Genomic DNA, 20,427 nt, shown 5'->3' with positions numbered 1-20,427 from the left:
TATTTTTCAATCAATTATTTCTTTAGCTGCACAAACGGCCCTATTGTCGCACCGACCGGTCAAAATTGGGAGTAGATGGTACTAGCGTATAGTCCATAAAAGAAAAACGCCACGTAAAAACGTGGCGTTCGCTGGCTTTATTTACGTTACGAGCGTTTCATCATGTCGAAGAAATCGTCGTTGGTTTTGGTCATCGCCAGTTTGTTAATGAGGAACTCCATCGCGTCAATTTCACCCATTGGATGGATAATTTTGCGCAGGATCCACATTTTCTGCAGCTCTTCCTGCGTGGTGAGCAGCTCTTCTTTACGGGTACCGGAACGGTTGTAGTCAATAGCCGGGAAGACGCGTTTTTCAGCGATTTTACGAGAAAGGTGCAGTTCCATGTTACCTGTACCTTTAAATTCTTCGTAAATCACTTCGTCCATTTTAGAACCGGTATCGATCAGCGCCGTCGCAATGATGGTCAGGCTGCCGCCCTCTTCCACGTTACGTGCGGCACCGAAGAAGCGTTTCGGACGATGCAGGGCGTTAGCATCCACACCACCGGTCAGCACTTTACCGGATGCAGGAACCACGGTGTTGTAGGCACGCGCCAGACGGGTGATGGAGTCAAGCAGGATGATCACGTCTTTCTTGTGCTCAACCAGGCGTTTCGCCTTCTCGATAACCATTTCCGCAACCTGAACGTGGCGAGATGCCGGTTCGTCGAAGGTAGAAGCAACCACTTCACCTTTAACCAGACGCTGCATCTCGGTCACTTCTTCCGGACGTTCGTCAATCAGCAGCACCATCAGCACGCAGTCTGGGTGGTTATAGGCAATGCTCTGCGCGATGTTCTGCAGCAGCATGGTTTTACCCGCTTTTGGCGGTGCCACAATCAGACCACGCTGGCCGCGACCAATTGGTGATGCCAGATCCAGAACACGCGCGGTTAAGTCTTCAGTAGAACCGTTACCACGCTCCATGCGCAGGCGAGAGTTCGCGTGCAGCGGCGTTAAGTTCTCAAAGAGGATCTTATTACGCGAGTTTTCCGGTTTGTCGAAGTTAACTTCATTGACTTTCAACAGCGCAAAGTAGCGTTCACCCTCTTTAGGAGGACGAATCTTACCTGAAATGGTGTCACCAGTGCGGAGGTTGAAACGGCGGATTTGGCTGGGGGATACGTAGATGTCGTCAGGGCCGGCGAGGTAGGAGCTGTCTGCAGAGCGGAGGAAACCAAATCCGTCTTGCAATATCTCCAGCACACCGTCGCCAAAGATATCTTCGCCACTCTTAGCGTGCTGCTTCAGGATGGCGAAAATGATGTCCTGCTTGCGCATACGAGCCTGGTTTTCCAGCCCCATATTTTCGCCGAGAGTGATCAGCTCAGAAACCGGCGTATTCTTTAATTCGGTAAGATTCATAATGGTGTGGGTTCTTAAACTCGGGGTGATTCTCGAACTTAATGTTGTGAATGGTATGGCAGGGTCATCCATGCCTGTTTAGCGGCCATCGACTCATGTCTGTTCGCTGTCTGGTCACAGGGAAAGAACGCAGAACTGAAACGACAAGACGGATTGAGTGACAAGCCCGGAATTTAGCCACTTCACGCACTGTTCATGTTAACAACGGGAAGTATCGGGTAAAACAAGATTCAAACAACAAGATATGTTTAAAACGAAGTCATAGCTAACTTAGCACGACTTCAGCCGGGCGTCCAGAGTTCCACATCATTTAGCCGGGAGCTCTGAACGCACAGCGGAGAAACCTTACGCCAGGTTAGCGTCCAGGAACTCTTTCAGTTGACCTTTGGACAGTGCGCCCACTTTGGTCGCCGCCACTTCGCCGTTTTTGAACAGCAGAAGGGTCGGGATGCCACGGATACCGTATTTTGGTGCGGTGCCCGGGTTCTGGTCGACGTTCAGCTTGGCAACGGTCAGTTTGCCCTGATATTCGTCGGCGATCTCATCCAGAATCGGGGCGATCATTTTGCAAGGACCACACCATTCAGCCCAGAAATCGACGAGGATCAGCCCGTCAGCCTTAAGTACGTCCGTGTCAAAACTGTCGTCAGTCAGGTGAATAATTTTATCGCTCATATATAACTCCACAGGAATAAGCCTGGTACGTTGGTTTTGTCTCCACCAACGACGTGTTGATGTCGCATTAACCAACTAAAGGTTGACTTTATTTCACCGGATACGCTTTCGTAAAGCAATAGTAAGCTGATATTCTACCACACTATGAGCAAAACACATTTAACAGAACAGAAGTTTTCCGACTTCGCGCTGCACCCGAAGGTGATTGAAGCCCTTGAAAATAAAGGGTTTCATAACTGCACGCCCATTCAGGCCCTCGCGCTGCCGCTGACGCTGGCCGGTCGCGATGTTGCCGGGCAGGCGCAAACCGGTACCGGCAAAACGATGGCGTTTTTAACGTCAACGTTTCATTATTTACTTTCTCACCCAGCGATTGCAGACCGCAAAGTTAACCAGCCGCGCGCGCTAATTATGGCCCCGACGCGAGAACTGGCGGTACAGATCCACGCAGACGCTGAACCCCTGGCGCAGGCTACTGGCCTGAAGCTGGGCCTGGCCTATGGCGGCGACGGCTACGATAAACAGCTGAAAGTGCTGGAAAGCGGTGTGGATATCCTGATCGGTACCACCGGCCGTCTTATTGATTACGCCAAACAGAACCACATTAACCTCGGCGCAATCCAGGTTGTGGTGCTCGATGAAGCTGACCGCATGTACGATCTGGGCTTCATTAAAGACATTCGCTGGCTATTCCGCCGCATGCCGCCGGCCAATCAGCGTCTGAATATGCTGTTCTCCGCTACTCTTTCTTATCGCGTACGCGAGCTGGCGTTCGAACAGATGAACAACGCCGAATATGTAGAAGTGGAACCGGAGCAGAAAACGGGTCACCGCATTAAAGAAGAGCTCTTCTATCCTTCCAATGAAGAGAAAATGCGTCTGCTGCAAACGCTGATCGAAGAAGAGTGGCCAGATCGCGCCATTATCTTCGCGAACACCAAACACCGTTGCGAAGACATCTGGGGCCATCTGGCTGCAGACGGTCACCGTGTTGGCCTGTTGACCGGCGACGTGGCGCAGAAAAAACGCCTGCGTATTCTGGAAGAATTCACCCGTGGCGATCTCGATATTCTGGTCGCAACCGACGTTGCCGCTCGTGGTCTGCACATTCCGGCCGTAACGCACGTCTTTAACTACGATCTGCCAGACGACTGCGAAGACTACGTACACCGTATCGGTCGTACCGGTCGTGCGGGCGCAAGCGGTCACTCGATTAGCCTTGCGTGTGAAGAGTATGCGCTGAATCTCCCGGCCATTGAGACGTATATCGGTCACTCTATTCCACAGAGCAAATACAATCCGGAAGCACTGTTAAGCGAACTGCCGCCGCCTAAGCGTCTAACCCGCCCACGCTCCGGCAATGGTCCGCGTCGTTCAGGCGGCGCGCCGCGTAATCGTCGTCGTTCAGGTTAAGAAAATATGCTCAGCTCCACCTCGCTTTATGCGGCAATTGATCTCGGTTCGAATAGTTTTCATATGCTGGTTGTGCGCGAGGTGGCGGGAAGCATACAAACGCTGACGCGCATCAAGCGCAAGGTCCGCCTCGCGGCGGGCCTGAGCAGCGATAATCACCTCTCCCCTGAAGCCATGGAACGTGGCTGGCAGTGTCTGCGGCTCTTTGCCGAACGTCTGCAGGATATCCCGCACGCCCAAATCACCGTGGTCGCCACTGCGACACTCCGCCTGGCGGTCAACGCCGTGGATTTTATTGCCAGAGCGCAGGAAATTCTCGGTTGTCCGGTACAGGTTATCAGCGGTGAAGAAGAAGCTCGCCTTATTTATCAGGGGGTTGCGCACACCACGGGAGGTGACGATCGCCGCCTGGTGGTGGATATCGGCGGTGCCAGTACCGAACTGGTGACCGGCACCGGCGCGCAGGCAACGTCGCTGTTCAGCCTGTCGATGGGCTGCGTGACCTGGCTTGAGCGCTACTTTACCGATCGGAACCTGGCGAAAGAGAACTTCGATGAGGCAGAAAACGCCGCGCGCGAGGTGTTACGCCCGGTGATGGACGAGCTGCGCTATCACGGCTGGAAAGTCTGCGTGGGTGCATCAGGCACCGTGCAGGCTCTGCAGGAAATCATGATGGCGCAGGGAATGGACGAGCGGATTACGCTTGCCAAACTTCAGCAGCTGAAACAGCGCGCCATTCAGTGCGGACGCCTGGAAGAGCTGGAAATTGAAGGCCTGACGCTGGAACGCGCGCTGGTCTTCCCGAGCGGGCTGGCCATTCTTATCGCCATTTTCACCGAGCTGAACATCCAGTGTATGACCCTGGCCGGCGGCGCGCTGCGCGAAGGTCTGGTCTACGGGATGTTACATCTTTCGGTCGATCAGGATATCCGCAGCCGTACTCTGCGCAACGTGCAGCGTCGCTTTCTGGTTGATATCGATCAGGCAGGACGCGTATCGCAGCTGGCGTCACGCTTCGCCGATCGGGTCGCTAACGTCTGGGATCTTGATCATCTGAGCCGGGATTTATTGCTGAGCGCTTGCGCGCTCCATGAAATCGGGCTGAGCATTGATTTTAAGCAGGCACCGGCTCACGCAGCGTATTTGGTCCGCAACCTTGATTTACCGGGCTATACGCCCGCGCAGAAAAAATTGCTGGCCACGCTGCTGCTGAACCAGACCAATGCCGTCGATCTCTCCTCTTTGCATCAGCAAAACGCCGTCCCGCCGCGCGTGGCCGAGCATCTGTGCCGCCTGCTGCGTCTGGCGATCCTGTTTGCCAGCCGCCGCCGCGATGATTTGCTGCCAGCCATTAATCTGGTGGCCGATGACGAGAAGCTTTCGCTGACGCTGCCGGAGAACTGGATTGATCGTCACCCGTTAGGGGCAGAAATGATCGAACAGGAATGCCAGTGGCAGAGCTATGTGCACTGGGTGCTTGAGGTGAAGTAATACGCTGAACATTGCCGGGAGGCGGCTTCGCCTTACCCGGCCTACAGGTCCCTACGGACTTATCCTTTCTCTTTGGCTTTCGCCAGCATGGCGCGAATGTTCGCCACGTTAGCCTGCCCCTTGTGCATCCGCTCTTCCGCAGTAATAACTTTGCGTTCCTGTTCCCAGATCACGTCATCCTGCGGCAACTCCAGCAGGAAACGGCTCGGCTCCGGGCGGACGAGTTCGCCATACTGACGGCGCTCTTTACACAGCGTGAACGTTAGCTCTTTCTGCGCGCGGGTGATCCCCACGTAGGCCAGGCGGCGCTCCTCGTCGACGTTATCTTCATCGATGCTGCTCTGGTGCGGCAACAATCCCTCTTCCATGCCGACCAGATACACATACGGGAACTCCAGCCCTTTTGACGCATGCAGCGTCATCAGCTGAACCTGATCGGCCTCTTCTTCGCTTTCGCCGCGCTCCATCATGTCGCGCAGGGTAAAGCGGGTGACCACCTGCGTCAGGGTCATCGGCTCGTCGATTTCAGAGCCTTCCAGCATTTCGGTCATCCAGCTGAAGAGCTGGTTAACGTTCTTCATGCGCATCTCAGCCGCCTTCGGGCTGGCTGAGGTTTCATACAGCCAGGACTCATAGTCGATGCCGTGAATGAGATCGCGCACGGCCGCCACCGGCTCCCGCTCCGCGAGACGCTGCACTTCGCCGAGCCAGTGGGTGAAGCGGGTTAACGAGTCATACCCGCGTCCGGTTAACGTCTGGCTCAGCCCCATGTCGAAGCTGGCAGTAAACATACTTTTGTTGCGGGTCATCGCCCACTCGCCGAGCTTTTGCAGCGTCGCCGGGCCAATCTCGCGTTTAGGCGTATTCACGATGCGCAGAAACGCGCTGTCATCATCCGGATTAGTGAGCACGCGAAGATAGGCCAGCAGATCTTTGATTTCTGGTCGTGAGAAGAACGACGTGCCGCCCGAGATTTTGTACGGAATGCGGTTCTGCATCAGCATCTTTTCAAAGACGCGCGACTGGTGATTACCGCGATAGAGGATCGCGTAATCCTTATATTCGGTTTTGTTGACGAAGTGGTGAGCGATGAGTTCGCCCGTCACGCGCTCCGCTTCATGATCCTCATTATTGGCGCTGAGCACTTTCAGCTCCGTGCCGTAGCCCAGTTCGGAGAAGAGACGCTTCTCAAACACGTGCGGGTTATTGGCAATCAGGATGTTTGCCGCCTTCAGGATACGCCCGGAGGAGCGGTAGTTCTGCTCTAGCTTAATCACCTGCAGGGCCGGGAAATCTTTGCTCAGCAGCACCAGGTTTTGTGGGCGCGCACCGCGCCAGGAGTAAATTGACTGGTCGTCGTCGCCTACCACGGTGAAACGCGCGCGCTGCCCCACCAGCAGCTTCACCAGCTCGTACTGGCTGGTGTTGGTGTCCTGATATTCATCCACCAGCAGGTAGCGGATTTTATTCTGCCAGCGCTCGCGCACCTCTTCATTGCGCTGCAGCAGCAGCGTGGGCAGCAGGATCAGATCGTCAAAGTCCAGCACGTTGCACGCTTTCATATGCGCATCGTACAGACCGTAGCAGTGGGCGAAAATCCGATCCCGTTCGCCTTTGGCGATCGCCGCGGCCTGGGCCGGCGTCATCAGATCGTTTTTCCAGTTCGAGATCGTCGAGATCAGCTGCTGCAACAGCACCTTGTCATCTTCGATCAGCCCCTCGGTGAGCTCTTTGAGCAGCGCCACCTGATCGGTATCGTCAAAAAGCGAGAAGTTGGACTTCATTCCCAGCGCCGCATACTCGCGTTTGATGATATCCAGCCCCAGCGTGTGAAAGGTGGAGATCATCAGACCGCGCGCTTCTTTACGGCCAAGCGTCTGACCGACGCGCTCTTTCATCTCACGCGCCGCTTTATTGGTAAAGGTGACCGCCGCAATGTGTCGCGCCTGATATCCGCAGTTGTGGATCAGATGGGCGATTTTGTTGGTGATCACGCGGGTTTTACCCGAACCGGCCCCTGCCAGCACCAGGCATGGTCCAGTAACGAATTCGACCGCTTGTTGTTGTCCAGGGTTTAAACGCATGGGAGTGTTGCTCAATCTTCGAACGGGGTGTGGATTGTAGCAGAAAGCCGGGCGCAGATTTACCAGCTAATGATAAAGTGGAGAAATCGCGTTTAACCCGTAGAGCAGAACCATGAAAAAGACCGCAGCAGCCCTGCATATTCTGGTAAAAGAAGAGAAACTGGCCCAGGAGATCCTGGCCAAGCTGGAGCGCGGCATCAGCTTCGATCATCTGGCAAAGCGCTACTCTAAATGCCCGTCCGGGCGCAATGGCGGGGATCTCGGCGAGTTTCAACAAGGTGCGATGGTCGGCCCGTTCGATCGGGCGGTCTTTAGCTGCCCGCTTCTGAAGCCCTACGGCCCGGTAAAAACCAAATTTGGCTACCATATCATTAAGGTGCTTTATCGCCGCTGACGCGTGGTATATTGCGCCCCGATTTATTTCAACCTATTCAAGGCACGATCATGGCAAAAACAGCAGCAGCAGTGCACATCCTCGTTAAAGAAGAGAAACTGGCTTTGGATCTTCTGGAGCAGATTAAAAACGGTGCCGACTTCGGCAAGCTGGCGAAGAAGCATTCCATCTGCCCGTCAGGCAAACGTGGAGGCGACCTGGGTGAATTCCGCCAGGGTCAGATGGTTCCGGCGTTCGATAAAGTGGTGTTCTCCTGCCCGGTGCTGGAGCCAACCGGCCCGCTGCACACGCAGTTCGGGTATCACATTATTAAAGTACTGTATCGGAAATAAACAGCAAGGCCTTCTCTAAGAGAAGGCCTTTAATGTTTGCACCCTCTCCCAGTGGGAGAGGGGCGGGGTGAGGGCATCAGCCCGCACCAGGTGTTAACCCGCTACCGCGATACGCTTCATATCGGTCATGTAGCCACGCAGTTTGTGACCCACTTTCTCGATCTGATGGCTGCGAATCGCTTCGTTCACATCGCGCAGCTGCGCGTTATCTACGGCACCTTCCGCAATCGCTTTACCCAGATCGCCCGTCTGCAGAGTGGTCATAAACTCTTTCAGCAGCGGTACGCAGGCGTAAGAGAACAGATAGTTACCGTATTCTGCGGTATCAGAGATAACCACGTTCATTTCGTACAGACGCTTACGGGCAATGGTGTTCGCGATCAGCGGCAGCTCGTGCAGAGATTCGTAGTACGCAGACTCTTCGATGATGCCGGAATCCACCATGGTTTCGAACGCCAGCTCAACGCCTGCTTTCACCATCGCGATCATCAGTACGCCTTTATCGAAGTACTCCTGCTCGCCGATTTTACCTTCATACTGCGGCGCGGTTTCGAACGCGGTTTTACCGGTCTCTTCACGCCAGGTCAGCAGGTTTTTATCGTCGTTCGCCCAGTCCGCCATCATGCCGGAAGAGAATTCGCCGGAGATGATGTCGTCCATGTGTTTCTGGAACAGCGGTGCCATGATGGTTTTCAGCTGTTCAGACAGCGCGTAAGCACGCAGTTTTGCCGGGTTGGACAGACGGTCCATCATCAGCGTAATACCGCCCTGCTTCAGCGCTTCGGTGATGGTTTCCCAGCCGAACTGAATCAGTTTTTCCGCGTAGGCCGGGTCGGTACCCTCTTCCACCAGCTTGTCGAAGCACAGCAGAGAACCGGCCTGCAGCATGCCGCACAGAATGGTCTGCTCACCCATCAGGTCAGATTTCACTTCGGCAACGAAGGACGATTCCAGCACGCCCGCACGGTGGCCGCCGGTCGCCGCAGCCCACGCTTTGGCAATCGCCATGCCTTCGTCTTTCGGATCGTTTTCCGGGTGAACCGCGATCAGGGTCGGCACGCCGAAGCCACGTTTGTACTCTTCGCGTACTTCCGTACCCGGGCACTTCGGCGCCACCATCACCACGGTGATGTCTTTACGGATCTGCTCGCCCACTTCAACGATGTTGAAGCCGTGAGAGTAACCCAGCGCGGCGCCGTCTTTCATCAGCGGCTGTACTGAACGCACAACGTCAGAGTGCTGCTTGTCCGGGGTCAGGTTAACCACCAGATCCGCCTGCGGGATCAGCTCTTCGTAGGTGCCCACTTTGAAGCCGTTCTCGGTCGCTTTACGCCAGGAAGCACGCTTCTCGGCAATTGCTTCTTTGCGCAGAGCGTAGGAGATATCCAGACCGGAGTCACGCATGTTCAGGCCCTGGTTCAGACCCTGTGCGCCACAGCCGACGATGACCACTTTTTTACCCTGAAGGTAGCTCGCGCCATCGGCAAATTCATCGCGCGCCATGAAGCGGCATTTGCCCAGCTGCGCCAGCTGCTGGCGCAAGTTCAGTGTATTAAAGTAGTTAGCCATGGGTGATACCTCGTGATGTTGTGTGTCTTATTGTTCGGTTCGCGTTTCAGCGAGAATGTACCCACATTACAACAGGAAATTTATTGCGGAAATTGATATATTCACAACGTCATGTTGCAATTTTTGCAATGTAAAAAGAGGGAGTGGAATCGGTGGATTTACGCGATCTGAAAATGTTCCTGCATCTGGCAGAAAGCCGCCATTTTGGCCGCAGCGCCCGGGCGATGCACGTTAGCCCCTCCACGCTTTCACGCCAGATCCAGCGCCTTGAGGAAGACCTCGGCCAGCCCCTGTTCGTGCGCGACAACCGCACCGTCACCCTCACGGAAGCGGGCGAAGAGCTACGCATTTTTGCCCAGCAGACGCTGCTGCAGTACCAGCAGCTGCGGCACTCGATTGACCAGCAGGGGCCGTCACTTTCCGGCGAGCTGCATATTTTTTGCTCCGTGACCGCCGCTTACAGCCATCTGCCGCCCATCCTTGACCGCTTCCGCGCGGCGCATCCGTCGGTTGAAATTAAGCTCACCACCGGCGACGCCTCCGACGCAATGGAAAAAGTGGTGACGGGCGAAGCGGATCTCGCCATTGCCGGGAAACCTGAAACCCTGCCGGGCGCGGTGGCATTCTCCATGCTGGAGAATCTGGCGGTGGTACTCATTGCCCCGGCGCTGCCCTGCCCGGTACGTAACCAGGTGTCGGTGGAAAAACCGGACTGGTCCACGGTACCGTTTATCATGGCCGATCAGGGGCCGGTGCGCCGTCGTATTGAGCTGTGGTTCCGCCGCCAGAAAATCAGCAACCCGTCGATTTACGCCACGGTCAGCGGCCATGAGGCAATGGTGTCGATGGTGGCGCTCGGCTGCGGCGTGGCGCTGCTGCCGGAGGTGGTGCTGGAAAATAGCCCGGAACCGGTGCGCAATCGCGTGATGATTCTGGAGCGCAGCGATGAGAAAACGCCGTTTGAGCTTGGCGTGTGCGCACAAAAAAAGCGGCTGCATGAGCCGCTTATTGATGCGTTCTGGACGATATTGCCGAACCACTAACCTGCCAGGAAGAACCTGAACGCCGGGTTATGGGTTTCGTCGTGGCACTCATAGCCCAGCTCGTTCAGCCGCGTTTCGAAATCCGGCTCGTGCTCGCCCAGTTCGAACGCCGCCAGCACGCGGCCGTAGTCGGTGCCGTGGCTGCGGTAGTGGAATAGTGAAATATTCCAGTGCGTGCCCAGCGTGTGCAGGAACTTGAGCAGCGCGCCCGGTGATTCCGGGAACTCGAAGCTAAACAGACGTTCCCTGAGCGGCTTTGATGGACGCCCGCCGACCATGTAGCGCACGTGCAGCTTCGCCATCTCATCGTCAGAAAGATCGACCACGCTGTAGCCACCCTCATGCAGCAGGTTGAGGATCTCTTTGCGCTCCTCCACGCCGCGGCTCAGACGCACGCCGACAAAAATGCAGGCGTCTTTGGCATCGGCAAAACGGTAGTTAAATTCCGTCACCGAACGGCCGCCCAGCAGTTGGCAGAACTTCAGGAAGCTGCCCTTCTCTTCAGGAATCGTCACCGCCAGCAGCGCTTCACGCTGTTCGCCCAGCTCGCAGCGCTCGGAAACGTAGCGCAGACCGTGGAAGTTCACGTTGGCGCCGGAAAGCACGTGCGCCAGTCGCTCGCCGCGAATGTTGTGCTGCGCGATGTATTTTTTCATCCCCGCCAGCGCCAGCGCGCCTGACGGTTCCGCCACCGCACGCACGTCTTCGAACAGATCTTTCATCGCCGCGCAGATAGCGTCGCTATCCACCGTGACGATATCGTCGAGATATTCCCGGCACAGGCGGAAGGTTTCGTCGCCAATGCGCTTCACCGCCACGCCCTCGGCAAACAGCCCGACGCGCGGCAGGTCCACCGGATGACCGGCATCCAGCGCCGCTTTCAGGCAGGCAGAGTCTTCCGCTTCCACGGCGATGACTTTGATCTGCGGCATCAGCTGTTTGATCAGCACCGCCACGCCTGCGGCTAAGCCACCGCCGCCCACCGGGACGAAGACGCGGTCGAGATGGGCATCCTGCTGCAGCAGTTCCAGCGCCAGCGTGCCTTGTCCGGCAATCACCATCGGGTGATCGAATGGCGGCACCCAGGTGAACCCCTGCTGCTGCGCCAGCTCGATCGCTTTGGCTTTCGCTTCGTCAAAGTTGGCGCCGTGGAGCAGTACCTCGCCGCCGAAACCGCGCACCGCGTCGACTTTGATATCTGCGGTAGCAACCGGCATCACGATCAGCGCTTTCAGCCCCAGACGGGCAGACGAGAACGCCACGCCCTGAGCATGGTTGCCCGCCGACGCGGTAATTACGCCGCGCGCTTTCTGCTCGTCGGTCAGCCCGGCCATCATCGCGTAGGCACCGCGCAGCTTGAAGCTGTGCACCGGCTGACGGTCTTCGCGCTTCACCAGAATGACGTTGTCGAGGCGCGAAGAGAGTTTTTCCATTTTCTGCAGGGGTGTGACCTGCACGGCTTCATAGACCGGCGCGCGCAGCACCGCTCTCAGGTATTCCGCCCCCTCGGGGGCGGCGGATAAGGGTTGTGACTCGGCCATCATTAGCCCCCAAGTTTCGATTTATCGCGCACCGCGCCTTTATCTGCACTGGTGGCAAGGCTCGCGTAGGCGCGCAGGGCGAAGGAGACTTCACGCTGGCGGTCTTTCGGCGTCCAGGCTTTGTCGCCGCGGGCCTCCTGCGCTTCACGACGGGCCGCAATTTCCTGGTCGCTCAGCTTCAGCTGAATGCCGCGATTCGGAATGTCGATTTCGATCAGGTCACCGTCTTCGATGATGGCGATGTTGCCGCCGCTTGCCGCTTCAGGGGAAACGTGGCCGATAGAGAGGCCGGAGGTACCGCCGGAGAAACGTCCGTCGGTGATCAGCGCGCAGGCCTTACCGAGCCCCATGGATTTCAGGAAGGTAGTTGGGTAGAGCATCTCCTGCATGCCCGGACCGCCTTTCGGGCCCTCGTAGCGAATGACAACCACGTCGCCTTCCACCACTTTGCCGCCGAGAATCGCGTCTACCGCTTCATCCTGGCTTTCGTATACCTTCGCCGGACCGGTGAATTTCAGGATGCTGTCGTCCACGCCTGCGGTTTTCACGATGCAGCCGTTTTCCGCGAAGTTACCGTACAGCACGGCCAGACCGCCGTCTTTGCTGTAGGCATGTTCCAACGAGCGGATGCAGCCTTCGGCGCGGTCATCGTCCAGCGTATCCCAGCGACAATCCTGCGAGAACGCCTGGGTGGTGCGGATACCGGCAGGGCCGGCGCGGAACATTTTTTTCACCGCGTCGTCTTTGGTCAGCATGACGTCGTACTGGTCCAGCGACTCAGGCAGCGTCAGGCCAAGCACGTTTTTCACGTCACGGTTCAGCAGCCCGGCGCGATCCAGCTCGCCGAGAATGCCCAGCACGCCGCCCGCGCGGTGTACGTCTTCCATATGGTACTTCTGGGTGCTCGGCGCGACTTTACACAGCTGCGGGACTTTGCGGGAGAGCTTGTCGATGTCGCTCATGGTGAAGTCGATTTCGGCTTCCTGCGCGGCGGCCAGCAGGTGCAGAACAGTGTTGGTGGAGCCGCCCATTGCGATATCCAGCGTCATCGCGTTCTCAAATGCGGCCTTGCTGGCGATGTTGCGCGGCAGCGCGCTGGCGTCGTCCTGCTCGTAGTAGCGTTTGGTCAGCTCAACGATGCGCTTACCGGCGTTGAGGAACAGCTGCTTACGGTCTGCGTGGGTCGCCAGCAGCGAGCCGTTACCCGGCTGAGACAGACCCAGCGCTTCGGTCAGACAGTTCATGGAGTTTGCCGTGAACATACCGGAACAGGAGCCGCAGGTCGGACACGCGGAGCGTTCCACCTGGTCGCTCTGCTCGTCAGAGACTTTTGGATCCGCGCCCTGGATCATCGCATCGACCAGGTCGAGCTTGATGATTTTGTCGGAGAGTTTGGTTTTCCCCGCTTCCATTGGGCCGCCGGAGACGAAGATCACCGGAATGTTCAGGCGCAGGGAGGCCATTAGCATCCCCGGGGTGATTTTGTCGCAGTTGGAGATACAGACCATCGCATCGGCGCAATGGGCGTTAACCATATACTCTACGGAGTCGGCGATCAGCTCGCGCGACGGCAGTGAATAGAGCATGCCCCCGTGCCCCATCGCGATACCGTCATCCACCGCAATGGTGTTGAACTCTTTCGCCACGCCGCCGGAGGCTTCGATTTGCTCGGCAACCAGCTTGCCGAGATCGCGCAGGTGTACGTGGCCCGGTACAAACTGGGTGAAGGAGTTCACCACGGCGATAATCGGCTTGCCGAAATCGGCGTCGGTCATTCCGGTGGCGCGCCACAGCGCGCGGGCTCCCGCCATATTACGGCCGTGGGTGGTGGTGGCTGAACGATACTTAGGCATGCTTTATTGACTCCCGTCTGACTATTTACTGGGACGGTGCGTGCCGTCCCAAATTTATGCTTAGTGATTAACCTGATCCAACCAGCCGTATTTATCTTCTGTCTCACCGGTGAAGAGGCCGAAGAACGCTTGCTGAATACGTTTGGTGACCGGGCCACAGCGGCCTTCGCCCACCTGGATACCGTCCACGCTGCGTACCGGCGTGATTTCAGCCGCCGTACCGGACATAAACACTTCATCCGCCAGATACAGGGATTCGCGGGACAGCACCTGCTCGCGCACTTCGATACCCAGATCTTTCGCCAGCTTGATGATGGCGTCGCGGGTGATGCCCGGCAGCGCGGAGGAAGTGAACGGCGGCGTGAACAGGATACCGTCTTTCACTTCAAACAGGTTTTCACCCGCACCTTCAGAGATGTAGCCATTTACGTCGAGGGCGATACCTTCCTGATAGCCGTGGCGGCGCGCTTCGCTACCGACCAGCAATGAGGAGAGATAGTTCCCGCCTGCTTTCGCGGCGGTCGGGATAGTGTTTGGCGCAACGCGGTTCCAGGAAGAGACCATTGCGTCGATCCCCTGCTCCAGGGCTTCTGCACCCAGGTAAGCACCCCACGGGAACGCGGCAATGATCACATCTGTGGTATAGCCGGCTGGCGGGTTCACGCCCATACCGACGTCACCCACGAAGACCAGCGGACGGATATAGGCGCTGGTCAGGTTGTTTTTACGGATCACGTCGCGGCAGGCTTCCATCAGCTCATCAACGCTTTGTGAAACCGGGAAACGATAAATTTTGGCTGAGTCATGCAGACGCTGCATGTGTTCGCGATGGCGGAACACCACTGGCCCTTTGTGAGAATCGTAGCAGCGGATGCCTTCAAATACGGAGGTACCGTAGTGCAGCGCGTGGGACATCACGTGGACCTTCGCGTCCTCCCAGCGAACCATCTCACCGTTGAACCAAATGTAATCAGCTTTTTTTGTCGTCATTTTTTCGTCCTGTCACGCTTAAGCGCGGATTTGTTGTGATGTGGTTGTGCTCTGGCAGATGGCAACATGGGCAACGTCTACCAGCTTTGATAACTGACTAAACAGTAAGTCGACCGACCGCGGGCTGGCAACGGTTAATTCGATACTGATATTCCGGGCGTCAGTGGCCGTCTCCATATTCATAGAGCAAATCTGAAAACCACGATGACGCACCACACGCAAAACGCGTTCTAAGGTTTCCGGGTTGAAGCGAGCCTGTACGGCGACCTGATGCTGCATCATGATAATTTCTCCATCATTTGTGAGTTACTGGCACCAGGCGGTACCAACGGCCAGACGTTCTCGAGTTCGTCGATTGAGACATGAAGCAGGTAAGGCCCATCGCTGTTCAGCATGGTGTCGAGCGCCGCTTCAACCTGATCTTTACGGGTGATGTGCTGACCAGGGATGCCAAAGGCGCTGGCCAGGGTGAGGAAATCGGGGTTATCGGTGAGAGTCGTTTCGCTGTAGCGCTCCTGGAAGAACAGCTGTTGCCACTGGCGAACCATTCCTAAACGCTGGTTATCGAGCAACACGATCTTCAGCGGCAACTGCTTGCGCTTAACGGTGCCGAGCTCCTGAACGTTCATCATGAAGGAGCCGTCACCGGAGATACAGATAACGGTATCGTTCGGGCGGGCAACCTGCGCGCCAACGGCGGCTGGCAGACCGAAGCCCATCGTCCCTAACCCGCTGGAGGTGATGAAGTTTTCCGGGCGGGTGTAGGTCATGTGCTGCGCGGACCACATCTGGTGCTGGCCTACGTCGGTGGTGACGACGCTGTCAGCCGGTTTACGGTCGGACAACTGCTTCAACAGCAGCGGCGCGTAAATGGCCTCGCCGGGGTGGTCGTACCGCCAGGCGTGCTCGGCGCGCATATCTGCGGTGTGCTGACGCCATGCGTTGATATCCAGCGGCTGCTGCAATGCCGGTAACAGCGCGTTGAGATCGCCCTGCAAGGCGACATGCGCCTGACGCAGCTTGTTCATCTCTGCCGGGTCGATATCCATATGGATGACTTTGGCGTTCGGCGCAAAGGTATTCAGCTTGCCGGTGACGCGGTCGTCAAAACGGGCACCTACGGCGATGAGCAGATCGCACTCCTGCACCGCCAGGTTTGCCGCTTTGGTGCCGTGCATTCCCAGCATGCCCAGATAGTAGGGGTAATCCGCGTTGACTGCACCGAGACCTTTCAACGTGCAGGTCGCTGGCATCTGCGTTGTTGCGATAAATTCGCGCAGGGCAGGAACGGCCTGTGCCATGCCGACGCCACCGCCGACGTACAGCATCGGCTGTTTCGCCTGGGCCAGCATCTGACGGGCCTCTTCAACTTCCGCTTCCGGAAAGACATCGTCGCTTTCAACGGTAGAGAAGTGCGGTTCCAGCTCGCCGAGTGCCACCTGGATATCTTTCGGGATATCGACCAGTACCGGACCAGGACGACCTGAGTTTGCCACGTCGAACGCTTCTGCCATTACGCGCGGCAGCTCTTCCAGAGACAGGACGAGGAAGCTATGTTTGGTGCAGGCCAGCGATAAACCGAGGACGTCGACTTCCTGAAAAGCATCGGTACCGATGAACGGAGACGCCACCTGCCCGGTGATGGCGACAACGGGAACGGAATCCAGCAGCGCGTCAGCCAGGCCGGTGATCAGGTTCGTTGCGCCCGGGCCTGAAGTCGCCATACACACGCCGGTTTTACCGGTCGCGCGGGCATAACCGATGGCTGCCATCGCTGCGCCCTGCTCGTGTCGGCACAAGAGATGTTCCACGCCGCCGTCATACAGTGCATCGTAAATCGGCATAATTGCGCCACCCGGATAACCGAATACGGTTTCGACTCCCTGCGTGCGCAACGCATGTACTACCCACTGTGCCCCATTCATAGTTAGTTCCCCGTCATAAATCGGGAGAAACAGAATTTTGTGCTAGTCGTCATTCTCTGCTCCTCATTTACGTTTTTTAGTCATAAAAAAACCCCCGGACCTTTCGGTGCGGGGGTCTTAGTTCGTTAAGGCTTGATTTCTAAGCCTTTCCTCGTCCAAGTGCAGCCCCGCACGGTGGGATAATAATCACCACCACGCTAATCACGACCAGGCTAATCACTCGTAGAAGGGCTGTCATTTTCAGTTCTTTTTGCATCTTGTTCGAAGGAATACCTAAAGAGTTATCACAGTTTTTAAATCAAACACAAGATTTATTTATGACGAATTTGATTAGGCAGCGAATCATATTTCTTAAAACCGTTGTTTTATATACGGAAATTAGAAAATGAATATTTTTCATTTTTTCACTGCGGTTCTTACCGTCAAAACGGGGCTTTTTACATTCTGCGAGGAGGCTTCCACGGTTATGCAAGGGTTTCAGTGTGCGCTTAAAATCTCTGAACAGGCGGCGTAAATTCGCAAAACGACGCTAAACAGGCAAAAAAGGCGCTGGCATAGTCACACCAGGAGGTAGTGCAAATGTCACTGTCAGTTGTTTATACGCGTGCGGCTCTCGGGGTAAAAGCACCGCTTATTTCCGTCGAGGTTCATTTGAGCAATGGGCTACCCGGACTCACGCTTGTCGGGTTACCTGAAACGACGGTTAAAGAGGCCAGGGATCGCGTTCGCAGCGCAATAATAAATAGCGGTTATACCTTCCCCGCAAAGAAGATCACCATCAACCTTGCCCCCGCCGATCTGCCTAAAGAGGGGGGACGATACGATTTACCTATCGCAATTGCCCTTCTCGCGGCTTCTGAGCAGCTTAATACGACACGGCTAGGCTCGTATGAGTTCGTTGGCGAACTCGCGCTTACAGGCGCGTTAAGAGGCGTTCCCGGTGCTATATCGGGAGCGCTGGAAGCCATACGAGCAGGACGGCAAATCATTGTCGCCAATGAAAACGCATCAGAAGTGAGTCTTATCGCCGAGAAGGGGTGTCTCATCGCTGGGCATTTACAGGAAGTTTGTGCGTGGCTGGAAGGACGGCATGAACTGTCCGAGCCGGAGGAATGTGATGATGTTATAGCGGATGCACCAGAGGATCTCAGCGAGATTATGGGACAGGAGCAAGGGAAACGGGCGCTGGAGATTACGGCGGCAGGTGGACACAATCTTCTGTTAATTGGCCCGCCGGGTACGGGGAAAACGATGCTGGCGAGCAGGCTGAGTGGGTTGCTTCCACCGCTCAATAACCATGAAGCGCTGGAAAGCGCCGCCATATATAGTCTCATCAGTTCTGCATCGTTGCAAAAACAGTGGCGCCGTCGTCCTTTTCGTTCCCCGCATCATAGCGCTTCACTGACGGCAATGGTCGGCGGCGGGTCTATCCCCGGGCCGGGTGAGATCTCGCTGGCACACAATGGCATTCTGTTTCTTGACGAGCTGCCGGAGTTTGAGCGCCGCGTGCTGGATGCACTGAGGGAGCCCATTGAATCCGGTGAGATACATATCTCACGCGCACGAGCGAAAATAAGCTATCCCGCGCAGTTTCAGCTGGTTGCGGCGATGAATCCCAGCCCGACGGGTCACTACCAGGGAAACCATAACCGCTGTACGCCAGAGCAGACGTTGCGTTATCTGGGTAAGTTATCCGGCCCGTTCCTCGACCGTTTCGATTTATCCCTCGAAATCCCCCTCCCCCCGCCGGGTCTGCTCAGGCAAACGAGCATAACGGGTGAAAGCTCAGCGGAGGTACGCGAACGGGTGATTGCAGCCCAGACGCGGCAGTATGCTCGTCAGAACAGGTTGAATGCGCGGCTGGATAACGCCGGGATCCGGCAGTTTTGTTCTCTTAACGTCGAAGATGCGGGATGGCTGGAGGAGACGTTGACGCGGTTCGGGCTGTCCATACGTGCGTGGCAGCGTTTGCTGAAGGTGGCCAGAACTATTGCTGACGTAGAGGGGTGCACTGACATTGAGAGAAAGCATTTGCAGGAGGCGCTGAGCTACCGCGCTATCGATCGTTTGCTGCTGCATTTGCAGAAATTGCTGGCATAAAAAAAGGGGCCGTAGCCCCTTCTTTTCATTTTAGTCATCAGACTCGGTGTAGTCTTCTGCACCTTCCATCTGCGGCTTGCCGCCAGACAGCGTATGGAAGCGCTTAGGACGCTTAATGCGCGCCATGTACTTTATCCATACGCGTTCCGCTTCAGACTCCGGCTCACGCTCACCACGGCAAACAGAAACAAACTGTTTTTCGTCTTCGGTTGCAGGTTCACGCTTACCCAGATCCAGCTCGTTAAAGGCATAACCATGGCGCTCAAGCAGTTGAGCTTCTTTGATGGTGAAATCGCCGTGACGAGAGAACCCGCGCGGATAATGTTTATTGTCGAAAAAACGATTAGTCGTCGTAAAGCTTTCCGCCATCCTACACGCTCCTAATTCTTTGGCCGAGCTATTTATGGCGCGGAGTATTAGTTACGCTTGACAGAGTGTAAAACAAAACATTTAAATCATAACGACAAATAATTTTGCGGAGAAAGATGTGGATACGGAATTGCTTAAAACTTTCCTTGAAGTGAGCAGAACACGCCACTTTGGGCGAGCAGCTGAGGCCCTTTACCTGACGCAGTCAGCAGTCAGTTTTCGTATTCGACAGCTGGAAAATCAACTGGGTGTGAATCTTTTTACCCGCCATCGCAACAATATTCGCTTAACGCCGGCCGGCGAGAAACTGCTGCCGTATGCAGAAACGCTCATGAATACCTGGCAGGCAGCACGTAAAGAGGTGGCACATACTTCGAGGCATAATGAGTTCTCGATAGGGGCCAGCGCTTCTCTGTGGGAATGCATGCTAAGTCAGTGGCTTACCCGGCTGTATCATTCACACGGCCATCTGCAATTTGAAGCCAGGATTGCGCAACGGCAGTCGCTGGTTAAGCAACTTCATGAGCGCCAGCTTGATCTTCTGATCACAACCGAAGCCCCCAAGATGGACGAATTTAGCAGCCAGATTGTGGGCCAGTTTGGCCTGGCGCTTTATGCGTCTGAACCTTCGATGATGAAGGCAGACCTGACCTATTTACGCCTGGAATGGGGGCCAGATTTTCAGCAGCACGAGACGGGACTAATTGCGCCTGATGATGTTCCGCAGTTAACGACCAGCTCTGCAGAGATCGCCTGTCAGCAGCTGTCCCTGCTGAAAGGTTGTACCTGGTTACCTGTTCGCTGGGCAGACACTAAAGCAGGGCTGCACACCGTGATGGATTCCACCACGCTTACCAGGCCGCTGTATGCAATTTGGCTGCAAAACAGTGATAAGCAAGCGCAGATAAAAGATCTATTAAAAATCAATGTAATGGATTGATGCATCAGCCAGCAGGAATGCTGGCTGAATATTATGAAGAGAGTTTTCTACAGTGTTTCAGGCAAAAAAAATCCTTTGCCGAAGCAAAGGATTATATATGGCAGGGGCGGAGAGACTCGAACTCGCGACACCCGGTTTTGGAGACCGGTGCTCTACCAACTGAGCTACGCCCCTAAAGTTTTTTGCCATTAAGCCTGCCAACAAGGCAGGCTTAATGTCTTAATAAGTGGCGGAACGGACGGGACTCGAACCCGCGACCCCCTGCGTGACAGGCAGGTATTCTAACCGACTGAACTACCGCT

19 protein-coding genes and 1 tRNA gene are annotated in these 20,427 nt (G+C 55.9%); 7 read left to right on the top strand and 13 right to left on the bottom strand.

The window, feature by feature from the left end; genetic code table 11:
* Positions 1-146 precede the first annotated feature (146 nt).
* Together rho and trxA are read right to left on the bottom strand one after the other, a co-directional pair.
* Positions 147-1,406, bottom strand: coding sequence for a transcription termination factor Rho (rho, locus tag ACOTZB_RS21700; protein WP_008501566.1), 1,260 nt, complete (start codon positions 1,404-1,406; stop codon positions 147-149).
* Positions 1,407-1,751: 345 nt separating this feature from the next.
* A complete protein-coding gene (trxA, locus tag ACOTZB_RS21695) occupies positions 1,752-2,081 on the bottom strand; it encodes a thioredoxin TrxA (RefSeq protein WP_421628497.1) in 330 nt (109 codons plus the stop codon).
* A 144-nt stretch (positions 2,082-2,225) separates the two neighbouring features.
* On the opposite strand from trxA, the gene rhlB reads away from it, so the two are divergent.
* Positions 2,226-3,494, top strand: coding sequence for an ATP-dependent RNA helicase RhlB (rhlB, locus tag ACOTZB_RS21690; protein WP_021242834.1), 1,269 nt, complete (start codon positions 2,226-2,228; stop codon positions 3,492-3,494).
* 6 nt (positions 3,495-3,500) lie between these two features.
* Positions 3,501-4,985 (top strand): guanosine-5'-triphosphate,3'-diphosphate diphosphatase, encoded by a 1,485-nt coding sequence (gppA, locus tag ACOTZB_RS21685; RefSeq protein ID WP_047652204.1) that lies wholly within the window; start codon positions 3,501-3,503, stop codon positions 4,983-4,985.
* A gap of 59 nt (positions 4,986-5,044) precedes the next feature.
* Here gppA and rep read toward each other — a convergent pair whose 3' ends face one another.
* Positions 5,045-7,069: a DNA helicase Rep gene (rep, locus tag ACOTZB_RS21680; protein ID WP_032646096.1), complete on the bottom strand. Its 2,025-nt coding sequence runs from the start codon at positions 7,067-7,069 to the stop codon at positions 5,045-5,047.
* 112 nt (positions 7,070-7,181) lie between these two features.
* Between rep and ppiC (ACOTZB_RS21675) the strand changes: the two genes are divergently transcribed.
* Together ppiC (ACOTZB_RS21675) and ppiC (ACOTZB_RS21670) are read left to right on the top strand one after the other, a co-directional pair.
* On the top strand, positions 7,182-7,463 hold the full coding sequence (ppiC, locus tag ACOTZB_RS21675) for a peptidylprolyl isomerase PpiC (RefSeq protein ID WP_023309649.1): 282 nt from the start codon (positions 7,182-7,184) through the stop codon (positions 7,461-7,463).
* 50 nt (positions 7,464-7,513) lie between these two features.
* Positions 7,514-7,795, top strand: coding sequence for a peptidylprolyl isomerase PpiC (gene ppiC, locus ACOTZB_RS21670; protein ID WP_023309650.1), 282 nt, complete (start codon positions 7,514-7,516; stop codon positions 7,793-7,795).
* A gap of 93 nt (positions 7,796-7,888) precedes the next feature.
* Here the strand turns inward: ppiC (ACOTZB_RS21670) and ilvC are convergent, their stop codons facing one another.
* A complete protein-coding gene (ilvC, locus tag ACOTZB_RS21665) occupies positions 7,889-9,364 on the bottom strand; it encodes a ketol-acid reductoisomerase (RefSeq protein WP_421628496.1) in 1,476 nt (491 codons plus the stop codon).
* Positions 9,365-9,516: 152 nt separating this feature from the next.
* On the opposite strand from ilvC, the gene ilvY reads away from it, so the two are divergent.
* Positions 9,517-10,407, top strand: coding sequence for an HTH-type transcriptional activator IlvY (gene ilvY, locus ACOTZB_RS21660; RefSeq protein WP_023333829.1), 891 nt, complete (start codon positions 9,517-9,519; stop codon positions 10,405-10,407).
* Here ilvY and ilvA read toward each other — a convergent pair.
* From ilvA to ilvL, 7 genes are all read right to left on the bottom strand, one after another.
* Complete coding sequence (ilvA, locus tag ACOTZB_RS21655; protein WP_039267211.1) at positions 10,404-11,948, bottom strand: threonine ammonia-lyase, biosynthetic; 1,545 nt, start codon at positions 11,946-11,948, stop codon at positions 10,404-10,406. The genes ilvY and ilvA overlap by 4 nt on opposite strands.
* A 2-nt stretch (positions 11,949-11,950) precedes the next feature.
* Complete coding sequence (ilvD, locus tag ACOTZB_RS21650; protein ID WP_033146918.1) at positions 11,951-13,801, bottom strand: dihydroxy-acid dehydratase; 1,851 nt, start codon at positions 13,799-13,801, stop codon at positions 11,951-11,953.
* A gap of 60 nt (positions 13,802-13,861) precedes the next feature.
* Positions 13,862-14,791 carry a branched-chain-amino-acid transaminase gene (ilvE, locus tag ACOTZB_RS21645; protein WP_023309654.1) on the bottom strand — a complete coding sequence of 310 codons (930 nt, stop codon included), beginning with the start codon at positions 14,789-14,791 and terminating at the stop codon, positions 13,862-13,864.
* Between the two features lie 18 nt (positions 14,792-14,809).
* Positions 14,810-15,073, bottom strand: coding sequence for an acetolactate synthase 2 small subunit (ilvM, locus tag ACOTZB_RS21640; protein WP_024907956.1), 264 nt, complete (start codon positions 15,071-15,073; stop codon positions 14,810-14,812).
* Positions 15,070-16,716, bottom strand: a complete 1,647-nt coding sequence (ilvG, locus tag ACOTZB_RS21635) for an acetolactate synthase 2 catalytic subunit (protein ID WP_421628495.1) — start codon at positions 16,714-16,716, stop codon at positions 15,070-15,072. Before ilvG ends, ilvM begins: the two co-directional genes overlap by 4 nt.
* 2 nt (positions 16,717-16,718) lie before the next feature.
* Positions 16,719-16,769 carry a peptide IlvX gene (gene ilvX, locus ACOTZB_RS21630; RefSeq protein WP_166792073.1) on the bottom strand — a complete coding sequence of 17 codons (51 nt, stop codon included), beginning with the start codon at positions 16,767-16,769 and terminating at the stop codon, positions 16,719-16,721.
* 86 nt (positions 16,770-16,855) lie between these two features.
* Complete coding sequence (gene ilvL / locus ACOTZB_RS21625; RefSeq protein ID WP_001311244.1) at positions 16,856-16,954, bottom strand: ilv operon leader peptide; 99 nt, start codon at positions 16,952-16,954, stop codon at positions 16,856-16,858.
* Positions 16,955-17,295: 341 nt separating this feature from the next.
* Between ilvL and ACOTZB_RS21620 the strand changes: the two genes are divergently transcribed.
* Complete coding sequence (locus ACOTZB_RS21620; protein ID WP_421628494.1) at positions 17,296-18,816, top strand: YifB family Mg chelatase-like AAA ATPase; 1,521 nt, start codon at positions 17,296-17,298, stop codon at positions 18,814-18,816.
* A 30-nt stretch (positions 18,817-18,846) separates the two neighbouring features.
* Here the strand turns inward: ACOTZB_RS21620 and ACOTZB_RS21615 are convergent, their stop codons facing one another.
* On the bottom strand, positions 18,847-19,185 hold the full coding sequence (locus tag ACOTZB_RS21615) for a DUF413 domain-containing protein (RefSeq protein WP_023309658.1): 339 nt from the start codon (positions 19,183-19,185) through the stop codon (positions 18,847-18,849).
* Positions 19,186-19,303: 118 nt separating this feature from the next.
* Here ACOTZB_RS21615 and hdfR point away from each other — a divergent pair, with 118 nt between their 5' ends.
* Positions 19,304-20,125, top strand: coding sequence for an HTH-type transcriptional regulator HdfR (gene hdfR, locus ACOTZB_RS21610; RefSeq protein WP_193805315.1), 822 nt, complete (start codon positions 19,304-19,306; stop codon positions 20,123-20,125).
* A gap of 98 nt (positions 20,126-20,223) precedes the next feature.
* Here the strand turns inward: hdfR and ACOTZB_RS21605 are convergent.
* Positions 20,224-20,299 (bottom strand) — tRNA-Trp (locus ACOTZB_RS21605).
* Between the last annotated feature and the right edge of the window lie 128 nt (positions 20,300-20,427).

It is taken from the genome of Enterobacter cloacae complex sp. SHL020 (assembly GCF_049236945.1).
Taxonomy (GTDB): domain Bacteria; phylum Pseudomonadota; class Gammaproteobacteria; order Enterobacterales; family Enterobacteriaceae; genus Enterobacter; species Enterobacter dykesii.
This window is presented reverse-complemented; position numbering and strand designations above follow the sequence as displayed.